This window comes from Pseudomonas sp. Root71, from assembly GCF_001429045.1.
Classification (GTDB): Bacteria; Pseudomonadota; Gammaproteobacteria; order Pseudomonadales; family Pseudomonadaceae; genus Aquipseudomonas; species Aquipseudomonas monachiensis.
In genome coordinates this window covers 18,314-32,999 of record NZ_LMHY01000001.1, presented here as the reverse complement: position 1 = coordinate 32,999, position 14,686 = coordinate 18,314, and the positions used below count along the sequence as shown (strand labels likewise).

Genomic DNA, 14,686 nt, shown 5'->3' with positions numbered 1-14,686 from the left:
CGGCAGAAGGGCGCAAAAAACAGTTTGGTCCGAAGGGTTATCAGAGTTATTTCAAACCCATTTGAAAAAAATCTGAACTAATCTTGCACACCACCACTCAGAGTTACTGAATGGCTGGTGAAGCCCTTCGATGCTCCTATGTTGTGTTAAGTGTTGGCAGATATCTGGACCCCGCCCTAGCGGTCTAGAGCTTCAACCCCGGAACTTCTCCCTCCCCATATGAAGCCCGGGGTTTTTTTTGCCCCGAGAAAACTGCCCGCGTGCACCGCAGGCAGTTTTCGCAATTACTGGGCTTCTGCTTCGGCACCCTTGTCCGCCAGTTCCATCCAGCCGGCCAGTACGGTGTAGGCATCTTCCAGGCCCATGCGTTTCGGGGCCGAAAACAGCTGGATTGTCACCAGGTCGCCCCAGCCCTTGCGGATTTCCGCCTGAACCTTGAGCAGTGTGTTCTTGGCCGCGCCGTAGGTCAGCTTGTCCGCTTTGGTCAGCAGAATGTGCATCGGCATGCCGGCAGCCACGGCCCAGTCGAGCATCAACAGGTCGAAATCGGTCATCGGATGGCGGATGTCCATCATCAGGATCAGACCTTTCAAACTCTCGCGACCACCCAGATATGCCTCCAGGTGACGCTGCCAGTGTTGCTTGAGCGGGATCGGTACTTTTGCATAACCGTAGCCCGGCAGGTCGACCAGACGGCGTTCATCGTCTAGCTTGAAGAAATTCAACAGTTGCGTGCGCCCCGGGGTTTTCGAGGTGCGCGCCAGGCTGGCGTGCGTCAGGGTGTTCAAGGCACTCGACTTGCCGGCGTTGGAACGCCCGGCGAAGGCGACTTCGAAGCCCTCGTCATCCGGACATTGGTCGACTTTGGCGGCGCTGAGCATGAAGGTGGACTGTTGGCACAGACCGAGGATGGGATTCTTGAGTTGCATGGGATTTCCGATGTGGGCGGCGCCAGGAATGGGTGCGGCAAGCAGTGTCGCTTCCGTTTCAGTGACGCCAGTATATAATGCCGCAGATTTTGTGTGCGCTTTGTCCCAGCGTAGGATGAAGTTCACGAGAGCGACAGACCTTGATTGCGCACTAGAACGCAGCTCGCTCTCAACCCTGAAAAGGTCGTTTTATGACGAAATGGCTGCTAGCTGCCGGTGTATTGATGCCGCTTTACAGCGCTCAGGCTACACAGGATCCGGAAGCTGTGTACAACCGTGTTTGTGGTGCCTGTCATTCCGGCCAACTCCCCATGGCGCCGAAAAAAGGCGATCAGGAAGCTTGGACGCCGAGGTTGGCGAAAGGTATGGAGACGCTGGTGCAACACGTGACCCAGGGTTTCAAGGCGATGCCGCCGCGTGGTTTGTGCATGGACTGCAGTGCCGAGGATTACCAAGCCATCATCCTTTGGATGAGCGAGTAAGCCCGGTCCATAACTCTTAACCCTTAGCCGTAGTTGGATTAGCTGATGAAGAAATTGATCGTGAGTCTGCTGTTGACCGTGGGCATCTCCGGCATGGCCCATGCTGCAGGTGAGGCAGTACAACCGGGTGATGCAAAAGCCGGCCAGGCCAAAGCCGCCGTCTGTGGCGCCTGCCACGGCCCGGATGGCAACAGCATGGCGCCAAACTTTCCAAAACTGGCGGGTCAGGGTGAACGCTACCTGACCAAGCAATTGCACGACATCAAGTCGGGCAAGCGCACTGTTCTGGAAATGACCGGCCTGCTCACCAACCTGAGCGATCAGGACCTGGCGGACATCGCCGCCTACTTCGCCAGCCAGAAAGGTAGCGTCGGTGCCGCCGATCCGAAGATTGTCGCTCGCGGTGAAGCCCTGTTCCGTGGTGGTGACCTGGCCAAGGGCTTGCCAGCCTGCACCGGTTGCCACTCGCCAAATGGCGCAGGTAACGCGGCTGCCGGTTTCCCGCACCTGGGTGGTCAGCACGCTCAATACGTCGGCAAGCAACTGGTCGATTTCCGCAAGGAAGAAGGCGGCCGCACCAACGACGGCGATACCAAGCCCATGCAGAGCATTGCCAAGAAGCTGAGCGACGAAGACATCGCCGCGGTGTCCAGCTACATTCAAGGCCTGCACTAAGGCCGGCGGATCAGGCGTTGAGCGGCGAGCTTATCGCCTGCAGTGTTAACGCTCGATTAATCCGTCACAGCAAGTATAAAAAGGGTGGCCTTGGCCGCCCTTTTTTGTGGCCGCTGCCGTTACACTACAGAACTCAAGCCCGCCAGGATCTGTCCGATAACAAGTCGCGCGAGGCGATAAAATTTGTCCAGGAGTAAAGCATGCGTAATCTGATCATCAGCGCCGTTTTTGCCGCTGCCAGCCTGTTCGGCATGACTGCCCAGGCCGCTGACGCCCCCGCCGCGCCTTATGTCGAACTGACCAACCCTGTTCCGGTCGCCGTGCCTGGCAAGATCGAAGTGGTAGAGCTGTTCTGGTACGGCTGCCCGCATTGCTTCGCCTTCGAGCCAGTGATCAATCCGTGGGTCGAGAAGCTGCCTTCGGACGTGAACTTCGTGCGCATTCCAGCCATGTTCGGTGGCCCGTGGGACGCTCACGGCCAGATGTTCCTGACCCTTGAAGCCATGGGTGTCGAACACAACGTCCATGCCGCGGTGTTCAATGCCATTCAGAAAGAACACAAGAAACTGACCGACAAGAACGACATGGCCGACTTCCTCGCTACCCAAGGCGTGGACAAGGACAAGTTCCTTGCGACTTTCGACTCTTTCGCTATCAAGGGCCAGATCGTCAAGGCTCGTGAACTGGCCAAGAAGTACGAAATCTCCGGCGTTCCAACCATGATCGTCAATGGCAAGTACCGCTTTGACGTGGGTTCCGCCGGCGGTGCCGAACAGGCCTTGCAACTGGCCGACAAACTGATCGACAAAGAGCGAGCGGCTAACAAGGCTGCCGCCAACTAAGGGCAGTCACTGCCATGCGCCGATGGGGTACTGAACGCATCGTTGGCCTGCATGATCCGCGGGTCAACGAGCATCATCTGGAGTCCACGGGCTTGCCCGCAGACAGTCGTCTGCGCTTGCTCAGTTTCAATATCCAGGTCGGTATCAGTACCGAGCGCTACCGGCATTACCTGACCCGGGGCTGGCAGCACCTGCTGCCGCACACCGGGCGTGCCGATAACCTGCAGAAAATCGGCAATCTGCTGGGCGACTTCGATCTGGTCGCCTTGCAAGAGGCCGATGGCGGCAGCCTGCGATCAGGCTACGTCAATCAGGTCGAACACCTGGCCCAGCTCGGTGCCTTTCCCTACTGGTATCAACAACTCAATCGCAATCTCGGTCGCCTGGCCCAGCACAGCAATGGCGTGCTCAGCCGGTTGCGCCCATGGGCAATCGAGGATCATCCGTTGCCGGGGCCAAAGGGGCGCGGAGCCATTCTGGTGCGGTTCGGCGAAGGCCCGGAAGCGCTGGTGGTGGTCATGATGCACCTGGCGTTGGGCGCCCGGGCCCGCAGCCTGCAATTGGCCTACATCCGCGAGTTGATTGGCGACTACAAGCACCAGGTACTGATGGGCGACATGAACACCCATGCCAGTGACCTGCTGCAACATTCCCCGTTGCGCGATCTCGGCCTGCTTGCGCCGCAACTGGAAGCGACGTTTCCCAGCTGGCGCCCACAGCGCTGCCTGGACCATATCTTGCTGAGCCCGAGCCTGACCCTGGAAAAGGTCGAGGTGCTGGCACAGCCCATTTCCGATCACCTGCCGGTAGCGGTAGAGATTCGTTTGCCGGGTTCGCTCACGGCCGATGCATTGCCCGCATTGAGTCCTGCCCCTCGCGGAACCCCTGAATGAGCGACGAAGCACAGCGCTGGAAAGAGAAATACCTCAAAAGCATCGAACAACAGGAAAAGCTCGAACGTCGCTGGGACGCGCGGCTCGACTTGCTGCGTCGCGGGCTGGTGCGCAGCACCCTGGCGGCGGAAGGTACTGACCGCGCCGTTGACCAATGCATGAAAGAAATGCGCGAGGTCGTGCGCACCGACGACATGGACGCAGGCCTGGCCGCGCTGATTCCACGCCTTGAAAAGGCAGTGCTCGACTCGGAGCAGCGTCGGGAAACCCGGGTCAACCAGACCAGTGCCGCCCTCAATGCGCTGGTCACACAACTGCAAACATTGCCGTTGCCACGGGATGTGAGTCGGCCACTCAAGAGTTTCGCCAAGCAACTGGATGCGCGAGTCAGTCAGGCACGTGAGATACCCTTGCTGCTCAGCGAGCTGAGTGGCTTGCAGGGCAAGGCCCTGAGCCAGCTGGAGACCCCGACGGAGAATGGCCGGCCGGGCTTGCTGCAGCGGTTGTTCGGCGGTCGTGAAGCGGAGGAGGCAGCGGCATCAACGGTTATTTCTCCTGATCTGGTCTCTGTAGCCAGGAATCCTGCGGCAACTTTCCAGGTACCCCCCGCTGCGCGAGTTGAAGGTGAGTCTGCACCGACCGGGCCAACCGTGGCTGCGCCTGCTCCGGCAATCGTAGCTTTTGCCCACCCGGCTGTGGAACCTCAACCGGCCAGTGCCGTCGCGGCAGAAATCGAATCGGCCGGGCAGTCCGCCCCGGAAACCATCGCGACGACTCCTGAATCGGAAGCAAACCCTGACGAGCTGACCGCGCAAGTTTCGCCGGAAAGCTTGCCTTTACCTCCGATGCCTATGGAGGATGTGGCCGTCGTCGATCAGGCGCTATCCGAACACGATATTCTCTATGCACTTCCGGATTCCCCCGAGCCCTCCTACAGCTCGGTGGCCAGTCACATCGAAGACACGCTGCTGGGGCTGCTCGACGACCTGACATTGCCCGAACGTCATCGCCCGCAAGCCGAATCCATGCGCGATCGTTTGAAAAACGGTCTGAACTGGTACGAATTGCTGCCGATCCTCGACGACTTCGCCACGTTGATGCTGGCTATTACCGACAGCGGCCAGCATGAGTTCGAAGCCTATCTGCAACGATTGAACGAGCGTCTCGAGTCGTTCCAGAGCAACTTGCAGGCCGCCACCGCAGGGCACGCCGACAACCGTTCGGCTGCGCGGCAGATGGATACGCAGATCCGTGAACAGGTCGATGGCCTGCAAAGCAGCATGCAGGAAGCGGCGGACCTGGAGGATCTCAAGCACGTACTGGAAAACCATCTCGAAGGCTTGCTGGGTACCATGGACCAGCACCAGAAACAACGCGATGAGCGCGAGCAGGAGGTCGCTGCGCGCTTGCACAGCCTGGCCGAACGGGTCGCCCATATGGAGCAGGAGGCCCAGGGTTACCGCGAGCACCTTGAAGAGCAACGGCAGAAGGCATTGGTCGACCCGTTGACCGGGCTGCCCAACCGTGCGGCCTGGAGCGAGCGCCTGGATCATGAAATCACACAATGGCAGCAACATGGCAACACGTTGTTGCTTGCCATGCTCGACCTCGATCATTTCAAGCGGATCAACGATAACTACGGGCACCTGGCCGGTGACAAAGTGCTGAAAATCATCGCCAGTGTGTTGCGCAAGCGGTTGCGCGGGACGGATTTCATTGCCCGGTTTGGCGGCGAGGAGTTTGTGCTGTTGATGCCATCCACGGTGCCAGCGGCGGGGTTGAAGTTGCTGGAAGCCTTGCGGGCCTCCATTGAGGCTTGTCCTTTCCACTTCAAGGGAGAGCCGGTGACCATCACCGTGTCTATCGGGATGACGGCGTTCAGGCCGGGTGAACACGGCGATCAGGTGCTTAAAAGAGCCGATCAGGCGCTGTATCGCGCAAAAAATGCCGGACGCAATCGCGTGGAGCCGGGCTGATCGTCAATTGTTCCATTTTGTTTGATTGCCGTCAGCCCGCCAGGCATTACGTTACACTGTTGCATTATTGTCTTGTGTGTACTGCCTTCGCCATGAAATATTTTGCTCTGATTGCGTCACTGATTCTGCTGGCCGGCTGCGCCGGCGGTCCCCGTTTTGACACCAGTCATCCCTCAGCCAATTACGACAGCCGTGTGCAGTTCGTGGTGGTGCATTACACCAATGCCTCGCTGGAGCGTTCGTTGCAATTGCTGACCCACGGTGAAGTCAGCAGCCATTACCTGATCGGCGACGACAAGGGCGCCACCATCTACAAGCTGATGGATGAAAATGTGCGAGCTTGGCACGCCGGGGAGAGCGAATGGAATGGCCGGACCTGGCTGAACTCCAGTTCCATCGGTATCGAAATCGTCAATCCGGGCTTCAAGGAAACCCCGACCGGACGCGTGTGGTATCCCTACACCGAAGATCAGATCCAGTCGTTGATCGTATTGCTCAAGGACATCAGCAAACGTCAGGGCATCAAGCCTCGCGACATCATCGGCCATAGCGATATTGCACCTTTGCGCAAGCTGGACCCGGGGCCGCTGTTTCCCTGGAAGCGTCTGGCCGCCGAAGGCCTGGGTATCTGGCCGAATGAACAGGCGGTGGCGCGCCAGCAAATGTTGTTCGCCGAGCAGTTGCCGAGCATCAGCTGGTTTCAGGCGCAGTTGACCCGCCTGGGTTATGCCTCGCCACAAACCGGCGAGCTCGATGTCGCGACACGACATGTGATCGCGGCATTCCAGATGCATTTCCGTCCGGCGCACTTCGATGGCACTCCGGATGCGCAAACTGCCGCGCTACTTTTGGTGTTGAATCAGACAAAATAATGACGCCCGCCCGACGGTCAGGGCTTTTTTCCAATCAGCAGCTATAACTCATTGGTAATCCTTCGGATATTTCACAATGACCGCTGCTCGAGAGACCTTACGTAGTTGGTTCCATCGCCCCTGGTTCCTGGGGCTGATGTCTACTGTCTTGAGCGCAACGTTGTTGATGGCCGGCAGCCTGTTCGTTGCCATACACCAGGTCGAGCAAAACGAAAGCGAAGAAATGAATGCTCAGGGCGAACGCTTCCTCGCCCGCCTGGAACAGCTCTTCGGTCAACTGCGTGAAAGCCTTGACGACCTTGAAGCGCAACCGTTGCGCGGTTGCGATGCTGAAATGATCGCAACCCTGCAGCAGGTTTCGTTCAATTATCGCTTCGTCTACGAAGCTGCCTACATGGACTCCTCGCGAATCTGCTCCAATCGCCCCCGCCAGGAAGGGTTGTCGCTGAGTCGATCGCCAGACATCAAGGGCCCGACTTACAGCTATTGGCTCAACACCACCACCGAACCCGATGAAAACCGCGCCGCGCTGATGCTCGGGCGCGGGAATTTCCGGGTCGCGACCTCTCGCGGGCATTTGACCGATATGGTCGACCTGTCGCCGGGCAGCAGCCTGCTGGTAGTCCTGGACCATGGCGCGCGCGCGATTCCGGTGCTCGGCGCTTCTCAGGTATGGCCGCCGGACGAGGCCTGGCCACCGAAAAACCGTGATGCGCTGCAAATCACCCAGGCACGCCTGATATACCGGATGCCCACCGACAACCCGGAATATCAATTGGTGTTGATCAGCCCACGCACCGGCATGCATATCCCGGCGGTCTGGTGGTGGTTGCTGCCGGCCAGCCTCGCGCTGGGCATCTGCGTCGGGTTCCTGGTGTTTCTGCTGGTGCGCCAGCGGCAGTCGCTGGACGCCGAACTGACCGGCGCGATTCGCCGGGGCGAGTTGCAGGTGCTGTATCAACCGATCTTCGACCTCGATAGCCGCAACTGTGTCGGGGCTGAAGCACTGCTGCGCTGGCGCAGGCCGGACGGCACCCTGACCAGTCCCGACCTGTTCATTCCGATGGCAGAGAATACCGGGCAGATTCGCCAGATGACGGACTTCGTCCTGCAACGCCTGCTCGAGCAACTCGGCCAGTTGCTGCGTGCCAACCCGCAGTTGTACATCTCGGTCAATCTCGCGGCGTGTGATGTGATGGTTCCGCGGATCGGCCAGGTGATGGCGCGGTTGTTGACCCTGCACCGCGTCGCTGCGCGGCAAATTGCCTTTGAAGTCACCGAGCGCGGGCTGGTCGATGTGGTGGTGGCCCGGGAAAACCTGCAAGCGCTACGGGATGTCGGACACCAGGTGTTGATCGATGACTTTGGCACCGGCTATTGCAGCCTCGCCTATTTGCAAACCCTGCCGGTGGATTGCCTGAAAATCGACAAGGCGTTCATTGACGCGCTGGGCCATGACGCCGCCAGCAGCGGCGTGGCCCCGCACATCATTCACATGGCCCAGTCGCTGCACCTGAAGGTGATTGCCGAGGGCATCGAGCATGAGGCCCAGGCCGCGTTCCTGTGCAGTGAAGGCGTGAAGTTCGGCCAGGGCTGGCTGTTCGCGCGGGCGCTGAGCGCAGTGCAGTTCACTGAATTGATTACCCGGGGGCGACGTCGGGGAGGCCGGCGCCTGGATGACGAAGCGTGAGGGTGACCTAGACGGTCAGCGCCATGTAGAACTGAGTACCCTGCCCCGGCCGTGAATAGACGCCCATCCGCCCGCCATGCAATTGCACGATCTCCTTGCACAAGGCCAGGCCGAGCCCGGCCCCGCCTTTCTTGCGTCCGACCTGCACGAACGGCTCGAAGATCCGCCCCTGCTGGCCGTAGGCAATACCTTCGCCGTTGTCCTCGACGCTGATGATGACCCGGTCACCGTGGCGCCGGGCATGCAAACGTATCCGCCCGCCGGATCCGGTGTGCCGCAAGGCATTGTCGAGCAAGTTGTCGAGTACCCGCTCCAGTTGTGGCTGGTCGGCCTGTAACCGCGGCAAAGGCTCCTGCACCTCCACCAGCAGATTGATTTCCTGCTCTTCGGCCGCCGTGGCAAAGCGTGAGCGAGCCTGTTCCAGCAACGCCTCGATGGAACAAGGCGTCAGGGTGAGCTTCTGCAAACCGTTCTGGTAACGGGAGAAGTTCAGCAGGTCGTTGATCAACTGCATCAGCCGCTGCATCTCCTCATTCACGGTATCGAGCAGGTCGGCTTCCCGGGAGTCCTGGGCAAAGTGCGCGCGCTCACGGAACAATCCGAAGGCCATGTGCATGCCAGTGACTGGTGTGCGCAATTCATGGGAGGCGCGTAATACAAATTCGCTGCGTACCCGTTCGAAGGCACGCTGTTCCGTGACGTCATGCAGCACCATCACGGCGCCCAGAATATGGCCCTGGGTATGGCTGACCGGAGTTAGGCTGTAGGTCAGCAGTCGCGACTCGCCGTCGACTTCGACACTCAAGTCTTCCAGCGCCCGCTCCAGCGTGCCGCCGCGCAGTACCAGTTGCAGCTGCTCATCGAGCTCGGGGCGCTTCAGCGCCGTGCCCAACCCCTGACCCAGACGATCGGACTCCCAGCCCAATTGACGCTGGGCTACAGGGTTAAGGTGTTCCAGATGACCCTGGCGGTCGATCATCAGGAGTCCGTCGTCGATGCTATCGAGCACGGCCTGCAAACGCTGCTGACCGGCCAGCAGCTCATCGACGTTGGTGGCCTGATGTTCACGCAGTGCCTGGGCCATGATCCCGAAACGTCGGGTCAGCTGGTTCAGTTCCATCGCCGAAGAAATCGGCAGGGTGACATCGAAATTGCCCTGGCCGATATGGTCCGCCGCCTTGGCCAAGGCCTCGATGGGCTCCCCGAAACGTCGGGCGATAGCTTGCGCGGTCACGAAGCCGATGATCAGCACTGCCAGCCCCACCAGGCCAAGCAACCCTGCAATCAGCAATGCCTGCTCCCGGGCCTGTCGCTCGGTATCGCTGATGTTATCCAGTGCGCGCTTGTGCTCGGCGATCAGGCCATTGCGTAGTGCGTTGAATTTTTCCGTCAGGTTGTCGTGGCTGCTGAGCACATTCGACGGGTTCGGGGACGTTTCATAAGCCTGGATAAAGCTCTCGTAGTCGGCCTTGGCTTTTCTGAAGCCGTGCTCGCTTCCGGTATCTGCCGGCTCCTGGGCGATGCCTTCCTCCAGCAGTTCGAAGTAATGCTGCTTCGAGGCCGCGAAAGCGGCGGAGTCAGGCTTCTCGCTGAGCATGATGATCAATTGATCACCCAGGGTCTGACGCAGCTTGAGCCCCAGGTCCAGGGTGATGAAGTTATTGCGGATCAGTGCTTCCTGGCTGCCGGCCATCTGCATCACGCTGACCAACCCGAGCAAGAGCCCGAGCAACGCGACGGTGATCAGTGCGGAGATGCTCAGGAAAAGCCGGGTCCGTAATTTCATCGCCAGTTTCATCGGCGATTGCTCACAGGTTGTACTGCTTGCGCTTGCGGTACAGCGTCGAGGCGTCGATGCCCAGGGTTTTCGCCGCTTGATCCAGGGTGTCGGCGGTGGCGAGGACCGCGCCGATGTGGGCCTTTTCCAGCTCATCCAGGCTCAGTGCCGCGCCGATGCGCGGTGCATTGGTGACCGGGGTTTCAGCCATGCCCAGATGGCTGATCTCGACCCGCTCCTGCGGACAGATGATGCTCGCCCGCTCAATCACGTTGCGCAGCTCACGGATGTTGCCCGGCCAGCGATAACTCAGCAGCGCTTCCCGGGCCTCGTCGCTGAAGGCGCGCGCGGGACGGGCGTACTCCTTGACGAAGCGCGCCAGGAAACGGTCGGCCAGGTTGAGAATATCTTCGCGGCGTTCGCGTAGCGGTGGCAGGTGCAAGGTTATGACATTCAGGCGATAGAGCAGGTCTTCACGGAAACGACCATCGCGCACCATGTCCTCAAGGTTGAGGTTGGTGGCCGCAAGGATGCGCACATCGGCACGACGGGTCACCGGATCACCGACGCGCTCATATTCCTTGTCCTGAATAAAACGCAGCAACTTCGGCTGCAATGTCAGGGGAAAGTCGCCGATCTCGTCGAGAAACAGCGTTCCGCCATCAGCCTGGTTGACTCGCCCCAAGGTGCTTTCGCTGGCGCCGGTGAAGGCGCCGCGGCTGTGGCCGAAGAGTTCGCTTTCCATGAGCTCGGCGGTCAGCGACGGGCAGTTGATCGTGACGCAGGATTTCTTCGCGCGTTTGCTCCAGCCATGAATGGCTTGGGACAGTTCGCCCTTGCCGGTACCGGATTCACCCAGAATCAGAATATTGGCGTCAGTCGTGGCGACCTGACGGGCGGTTTCGAGTACCACTTTCATGGCTGGGCTGTGGGAGTCCAGACCATCCTTGGGCTTGCGCACCTCGCCTTCCAGGGCTTCCAGTCGCGCCGACAGTTGTCGAACTTCCAGTTGCTTGGCGGTTGCCAGACGCAATTGATCGGGGCTGCACGGTTTGACCAGATAATCGGCGGCACCGGCCTGAATCGCATCCACGGCCGTGTCGACGGCCGAGTGGGCAGTGACGATCACCACCCGCATCCAGGGCGCCTGGATACGCATCTGGGCCAGCACATCGAGGCCGTTGTCTTCACCCAGACGCAAATCGAGGAAGCACAGGTCGAAAACCTGTCGCTGCAACAGGGCATCTGCCTGCGCGGCGCTGGTGGCGGTGGCCACGCTGTAGCCTTCGTCTTCAAGGCAGTAACGGAAAGTACGCAGGATGGCGGACTCATCGTCCACCAGCAGAATGCGGCCTTGATGCTCAGTGGCGGATTCCATTTTCCTACGCTCCTTAAAGAATGATCTTAATTTAGTCCCGGAGAAATCGGGCAAGTTGCATGATTGATTCTGAGCCATTCCTGTCATGGCAGGGTAGCTCTCATCGGATGTATCGGTTAGCCACCTGACTTTGCGGGTCTTTTGATAGATACCCGGAATCTGCCAACGGCCAGCGTGAATTTCTGACCTCCGTACCCTCCTCTCAATTCAAAAAATTTACGCCTTCCTTCAGACCCGTCGTGCAATACGCACGACTGCATAGATGGCATCGTGCAGGATGCGCGCGAAGTGGTTTCCTTGGCGTTCATAACATATTGATATTAAAGGGAATTAATTCGTATCAAGGCTGGCATGCGCTCTGCAATTGTCTGATTAACCAGGGTATTCAAAAACAAGCGCCCGCTATCGAACCGACCCCAGTGGTAGGAGCCCCAGGATGAACCGTCAACGTGCCGCCCACCTGCAACTCTCGCCTGTGTATATCCAGCAAGGACTGTTTGCTGTTCTGGCGCTGTTGATTACCTTGCTTGGCGGCCAGCAGTTTCTGCGCTGGGAGCAGAGCCGGCAGCCGGAAGCGCCATTCCTGTCGATTCCGCATCCGACCCAAACCCATTTCAGCGCCGTCAGCAGTAGTCAGGCTGATAGCCCACCGATGCGCATGATGGATGTCGACCAGGCCGGGCCTGTGGGTGAGATACGTCATCAAGAGCGTTGGGTGTTCTAGACATAACTTCCGCCGCACCCCATGCGCCGGGAAATGCAGCACCTCTAAACAGAAGCGTAAGGAGAATCACCATGTTGAGCTGGGCAATCACATTCCTGATCATCGCCATCATCGCCGCTGTACTGGGCTTCGGTGGTATCGCGGGCACCGCCACGGGTATCGCCAAGATTCTGTTTGTCGTGTTCCTGGTGATGTTCATTGCTTCCTTCTTCTTTGGCCGTCGCGGTCGAGGCTGATATGAGAGGTTTGTTCAAATCACTGGCAGCCGCCCTGCTGTTGGGCGGTAGTGCCATGGCATGCGGGCTGGCGTTTTCCCGACTTGCCTGAGGCTCCATCAAGGGCTTGCTGATAGAACAGAATTTATACACGAAGGAGGCCAGCGCCTCTTTCCACCTGCGCCACCTGAGGAAGGCCGGCGCATGACCAAGGGGTCGGGACGTTCTGCCTGTTTCAGGGGCGGAGTGACCTACGGGTACAGGGAGTACCTGCGCAAGGGCCGGGTCAGGAGAAGCTACTGCGCAAGTTCGCCGGACCGCCAAGGCTCGACGGGCTTGCGAAGGGCTTGATCAAGCAACATATTGAAATAGAGCGCTCGTCTCTATTTCGTCAGTGTTATCCCGTCCTTATCCCTGTTACGTCTGAAAATACTTTTCTCGGTGTTTCATTGGTGACCGTATATCGAGAAAAATCACCTTTCTTTGGCCGCGATTTTTCCCTTCGCCCGGCGGGATTTTGCTGAAAAATCAACGCTCAGTCGCTGCTCAAAAAATATTCAATCTGCTCTGTGATGGCCGGTTCACGGCACTTATGCCTGCTGAAATGTCGTATTCGAACCGGTTGGGACGCGCGTTTCGCTAAAGAAACCTCATGCCGATTCTGCATAGGGTAGGCGTTTACGGCATTAGACGGCGCTTACCTGCATCGGAATAGTTGCGCCTTTTTTCGCCTGCCAGAGAGCGGCAAACACGCGCTCCGGGGCACCTTATACGGGGGGCAGATGCACTGGACTTTTTCGCCATAAGCGTTCCAGTTCGCGCATCTCCCTGAGTCAAACGCAAGTAAGGGTAAAAATATGAAGAAGGCAAAGCTTAGCCTCGCCTGGCAGATCCTCATCGGTCTGGTATTGGGGATAGCAATCGGTGCGCTGCTCAACCATTTCAGTGCCGAAAAAGCCTGGTGGATCAGCAACGTCCTGCAACCGGCAGGCGATATCTTTATCCGTCTGATCAAGATGATCGTGATCCCGATCGTCATCTCCTCTTTGATCGTCGGCATTGCCGGCGTCGGTGACGCCAAGAAGCTGGGGCGCATCGGCTTCAAGACCATCATCTACTTCGAGATCGTCACCACCATCGCCATCGTGGTCGGCCTGCTGCTGGCCAACCTGTTCCATCCGGGTGCCGGCATCGACATGAGCACCCTGGGCACTGTGGACATTTCCAAGTACCAGGCCACGGCGGCCGAGGTTCAGCATGAACACGCGTTCATCGAAACCATCCTCAACCTGATCCCGTCGAACATCTTCGCGGCCATGGTTCGCGGCGAAATGCTGCCGATCATCTTCTTCTCCGTATTGTTCGGTCTCGGTCTGTCGAGCCTGCAGGCGGACCTGCGTGAGCCGCTGGTGAAGATGTTCCAGGGCGTTTCGGAAAGCATGTTCAAGGTCACTCACATGATCATGAACTACGCCCCGATCGGCGTGTTCGCACTGATCGCGGTGACCGTTGCCAACTTCGGCTTCGCCTCGCTGATACCGCTGGCCAAACTGGTGATCCTGGTTTACGTCGCCATCGCCTTCTTCGCTTTCGTGATCCTGGGCCTGATCGCTCGCCTGTTCGGCTTCTCGGTGATCAAGCTGATGCGCATCTTCAAGGATGAGCTGGTACTGGCCTACTCCACCGCAAGCTCCGAAACCGTGCTGCCGCGCGTGATCGAGAAGATGGAAGCCTACGGCGCGCCGAAAGCGATTTGCAGCTTCGTGGTGCCGACCGGTTACTCGTTCAACCTCGACGGTTCGACCCTGTACCAAAGCATCGCGGCAATCTTCATTGCCCAGCTGTATGGCATCGACCTGTCGATCAGCCAGCAACTGCTGCTGGTACTGACGTTGATGGTCACCTCCAAAGGCATCGCCGGCGTACCGGGTGTGTCCTTCGTGGTACTGCTGGCCACCCTGGGCAGCGTCGGTATTCCTCTGGAAGGCCTGGCGTTCATCGCCGGTGTCGACCGTGTCATGGATATGGCCCGTACCGCGCTGAACGTGATCGGCAACGCCCTGGCGGTTCTGGTTATCGCTCGTTGGGAAGGCATGTACGACGACGCCAAGGGCCAGCGCTACTGGAACTCCCTGCCGCACTGGCGCAGCAAGGAAAAGCTGCCGGTAGGCGAGATTTCCAAGAGCTGATGTAATACCCCTTGTGGGAGCATCTGCCGCACCAGACAAACCCC

Annotated in this window: 13 protein-coding genes; 10 read left to right on the top strand and 3 right to left on the bottom strand. The window is 59.0% G+C overall.

The genetic code is table 11. The features are described from left to right. Positions 1-284: 284 nt before the first annotated feature. Positions 285-929, bottom strand: coding sequence for a ribosome biogenesis GTP-binding protein YihA/YsxC (yihA, locus tag ASD95_RS00170; protein ID WP_046042671.1), 645 nt, complete (start codon positions 927-929; stop codon positions 285-287). Positions 930-1,120: 191 nt separating this feature from the next. Between yihA and ASD95_RS00165 the strand changes: the two genes are divergently transcribed. The 7 genes from ASD95_RS00165 (at position 1,121) to ASD95_RS00135 (ending at position 8,359) form a co-directional block, all read left to right on the top strand. After that, the gene (locus ASD95_RS00165; protein ID WP_008002190.1) at positions 1,121-1,411 is read left to right on the top strand and encodes a c-type cytochrome; all 291 of its coding nucleotides are present in this window, start codon (positions 1,121-1,123) and stop codon (positions 1,409-1,411) included. A 45-nt stretch (positions 1,412-1,456) separates the two neighbouring features. Continuing rightward, positions 1,457-2,086 (top strand): c-type cytochrome, encoded by a 630-nt coding sequence (locus ASD95_RS00160; protein ID WP_056726709.1) that lies wholly within the window; start codon positions 1,457-1,459, stop codon positions 2,084-2,086. A 200-nt stretch (positions 2,087-2,286) separates the two neighbouring features. Next, the gene (locus ASD95_RS00155; protein WP_056726708.1) at positions 2,287-2,928 is read left to right on the top strand and encodes a thiol:disulfide interchange protein DsbA/DsbL; all 642 of its coding nucleotides are present in this window, start codon (positions 2,287-2,289) and stop codon (positions 2,926-2,928) included. A 14-nt stretch (positions 2,929-2,942) separates the two neighbouring features. Continuing rightward, the gene (locus tag ASD95_RS00150; protein WP_056726707.1) at positions 2,943-3,821 is read left to right on the top strand and encodes an endonuclease/exonuclease/phosphatase family protein; all 879 of its coding nucleotides are present in this window, start codon (positions 2,943-2,945) and stop codon (positions 3,819-3,821) included. After that, entirely contained in the window at positions 3,818-5,797 is a 1,980-nt protein-coding gene (locus tag ASD95_RS00145) for a GGDEF domain-containing protein (RefSeq protein WP_056726706.1), read from the top strand. Before ASD95_RS00150 ends, ASD95_RS00145 begins: the two co-directional genes overlap by 4 nt. Positions 5,798-5,889: 92 nt before the next feature. Next, positions 5,890-6,669: an N-acetylmuramoyl-L-alanine amidase gene (locus ASD95_RS00140; RefSeq protein WP_056726705.1), complete on the top strand. Its 780-nt coding sequence runs from the start codon at positions 5,890-5,892 to the stop codon at positions 6,667-6,669. Between the two features lie 76 nt (positions 6,670-6,745). Continuing rightward, on the top strand, positions 6,746-8,359 hold the full coding sequence (locus ASD95_RS00135; protein WP_056726704.1) for an EAL domain-containing protein: 1,614 nt from the start codon (positions 6,746-6,748) through the stop codon (positions 8,357-8,359). Positions 8,360-8,366: 7 nt separating this feature from the next. On the opposite strand, the gene ASD95_RS00130 is transcribed toward ASD95_RS00135, so the two are convergent. Next, complete coding sequence (locus ASD95_RS00130; RefSeq protein WP_056726703.1) at positions 8,367-10,157, bottom strand: KinB sensor domain-containing domain; 1,791 nt, start codon at positions 10,155-10,157, stop codon at positions 8,367-8,369. A gap of 10 nt (positions 10,158-10,167) precedes the next feature. Continuing rightward, positions 10,168-11,514, bottom strand: a complete 1,347-nt coding sequence (algB, locus tag ASD95_RS00125; RefSeq protein ID WP_056726702.1) for a sigma-54-dependent response regulator transcription factor AlgB — start codon at positions 11,512-11,514, stop codon at positions 10,168-10,170. A 436-nt stretch (positions 11,515-11,950) separates the two neighbouring features. Here algB and ASD95_RS00120 point away from each other — a divergent pair, with 436 nt between their 5' ends. From ASD95_RS00120 to gltP, 3 genes are all read left to right on the top strand, one after another. After that, positions 11,951-12,238: a hypothetical protein gene (locus ASD95_RS00120; RefSeq protein ID WP_056726701.1), complete on the top strand. Its 288-nt coding sequence runs from the start codon at positions 11,951-11,953 to the stop codon at positions 12,236-12,238. A 71-nt stretch (positions 12,239-12,309) separates the two neighbouring features. Continuing rightward, entirely contained in the window at positions 12,310-12,474 is a 165-nt protein-coding gene (locus tag ASD95_RS28160; protein ID WP_003177151.1) for a DUF1328 domain-containing protein, read from the top strand. An 836-nt stretch (positions 12,475-13,310) separates the two neighbouring features. Then, positions 13,311-14,642: a glutamate/aspartate:proton symporter GltP gene (gltP, locus tag ASD95_RS00115; RefSeq protein ID WP_056726700.1), complete on the top strand. Its 1,332-nt coding sequence runs from the start codon at positions 13,311-13,313 to the stop codon at positions 14,640-14,642. Positions 14,643-14,686: the final 44 nt, after the last annotated feature.

What these genes read in the sequence shown, in the direction of transcription:
- yihA (WP_046042671.1), bottom strand. Translation starts at nt 929, where the DNA reads ATGCAACTCAAGAATCCCATCCTCGGTCTGTGCCAACAGTCCACCTTC.
- ASD95_RS00165 (WP_008002190.1), top strand. Translation starts at nt 1,121, where the DNA reads ATGACGAAATGGCTGCTAGCTGCCGGTGTATTGATGCCGCTTTACAGC.
- ASD95_RS00160 (WP_056726709.1), top strand. Translation starts at nt 1,457, where the DNA reads ATGAAGAAATTGATCGTGAGTCTGCTGTTGACCGTGGGCATCTCCGGC.
- ASD95_RS00155 (WP_056726708.1), top strand. Translation starts at nt 2,287, where the DNA reads ATGCGTAATCTGATCATCAGCGCCGTTTTTGCCGCTGCCAGCCTGTTC.
- ASD95_RS00150 (WP_056726707.1), top strand. Translation starts at nt 2,943, where the DNA reads ATGCGCCGATGGGGTACTGAACGCATCGTTGGCCTGCATGATCCGCGG.
- ASD95_RS00145 (WP_056726706.1), top strand. Translation starts at nt 3,818, where the DNA reads ATGAGCGACGAAGCACAGCGCTGGAAAGAGAAATACCTCAAAAGCATC.
- ASD95_RS00140 (WP_056726705.1), top strand. Translation starts at nt 5,890, where the DNA reads ATGAAATATTTTGCTCTGATTGCGTCACTGATTCTGCTGGCCGGCTGC.
- ASD95_RS00135 (WP_056726704.1), top strand. Translation starts at nt 6,746, where the DNA reads ATGACCGCTGCTCGAGAGACCTTACGTAGTTGGTTCCATCGCCCCTGG.
- ASD95_RS00130 (WP_056726703.1), bottom strand. Translation starts at nt 10,157, where the DNA reads ATGAAACTGGCGATGAAATTACGGACCCGGCTTTTCCTGAGCATCTCC.
- algB (WP_056726702.1), bottom strand. Translation starts at nt 11,514, where the DNA reads ATGGAATCCGCCACTGAGCATCAAGGCCGCATTCTGCTGGTGGACGAT.
- ASD95_RS00120 (WP_056726701.1), top strand. Translation starts at nt 11,951, where the DNA reads ATGAACCGTCAACGTGCCGCCCACCTGCAACTCTCGCCTGTGTATATC.
- ASD95_RS28160 (WP_003177151.1), top strand. Translation starts at nt 12,310, where the DNA reads ATGTTGAGCTGGGCAATCACATTCCTGATCATCGCCATCATCGCCGCT.
- gltP (WP_056726700.1), top strand. Translation starts at nt 13,311, where the DNA reads ATGAAGAAGGCAAAGCTTAGCCTCGCCTGGCAGATCCTCATCGGTCTG.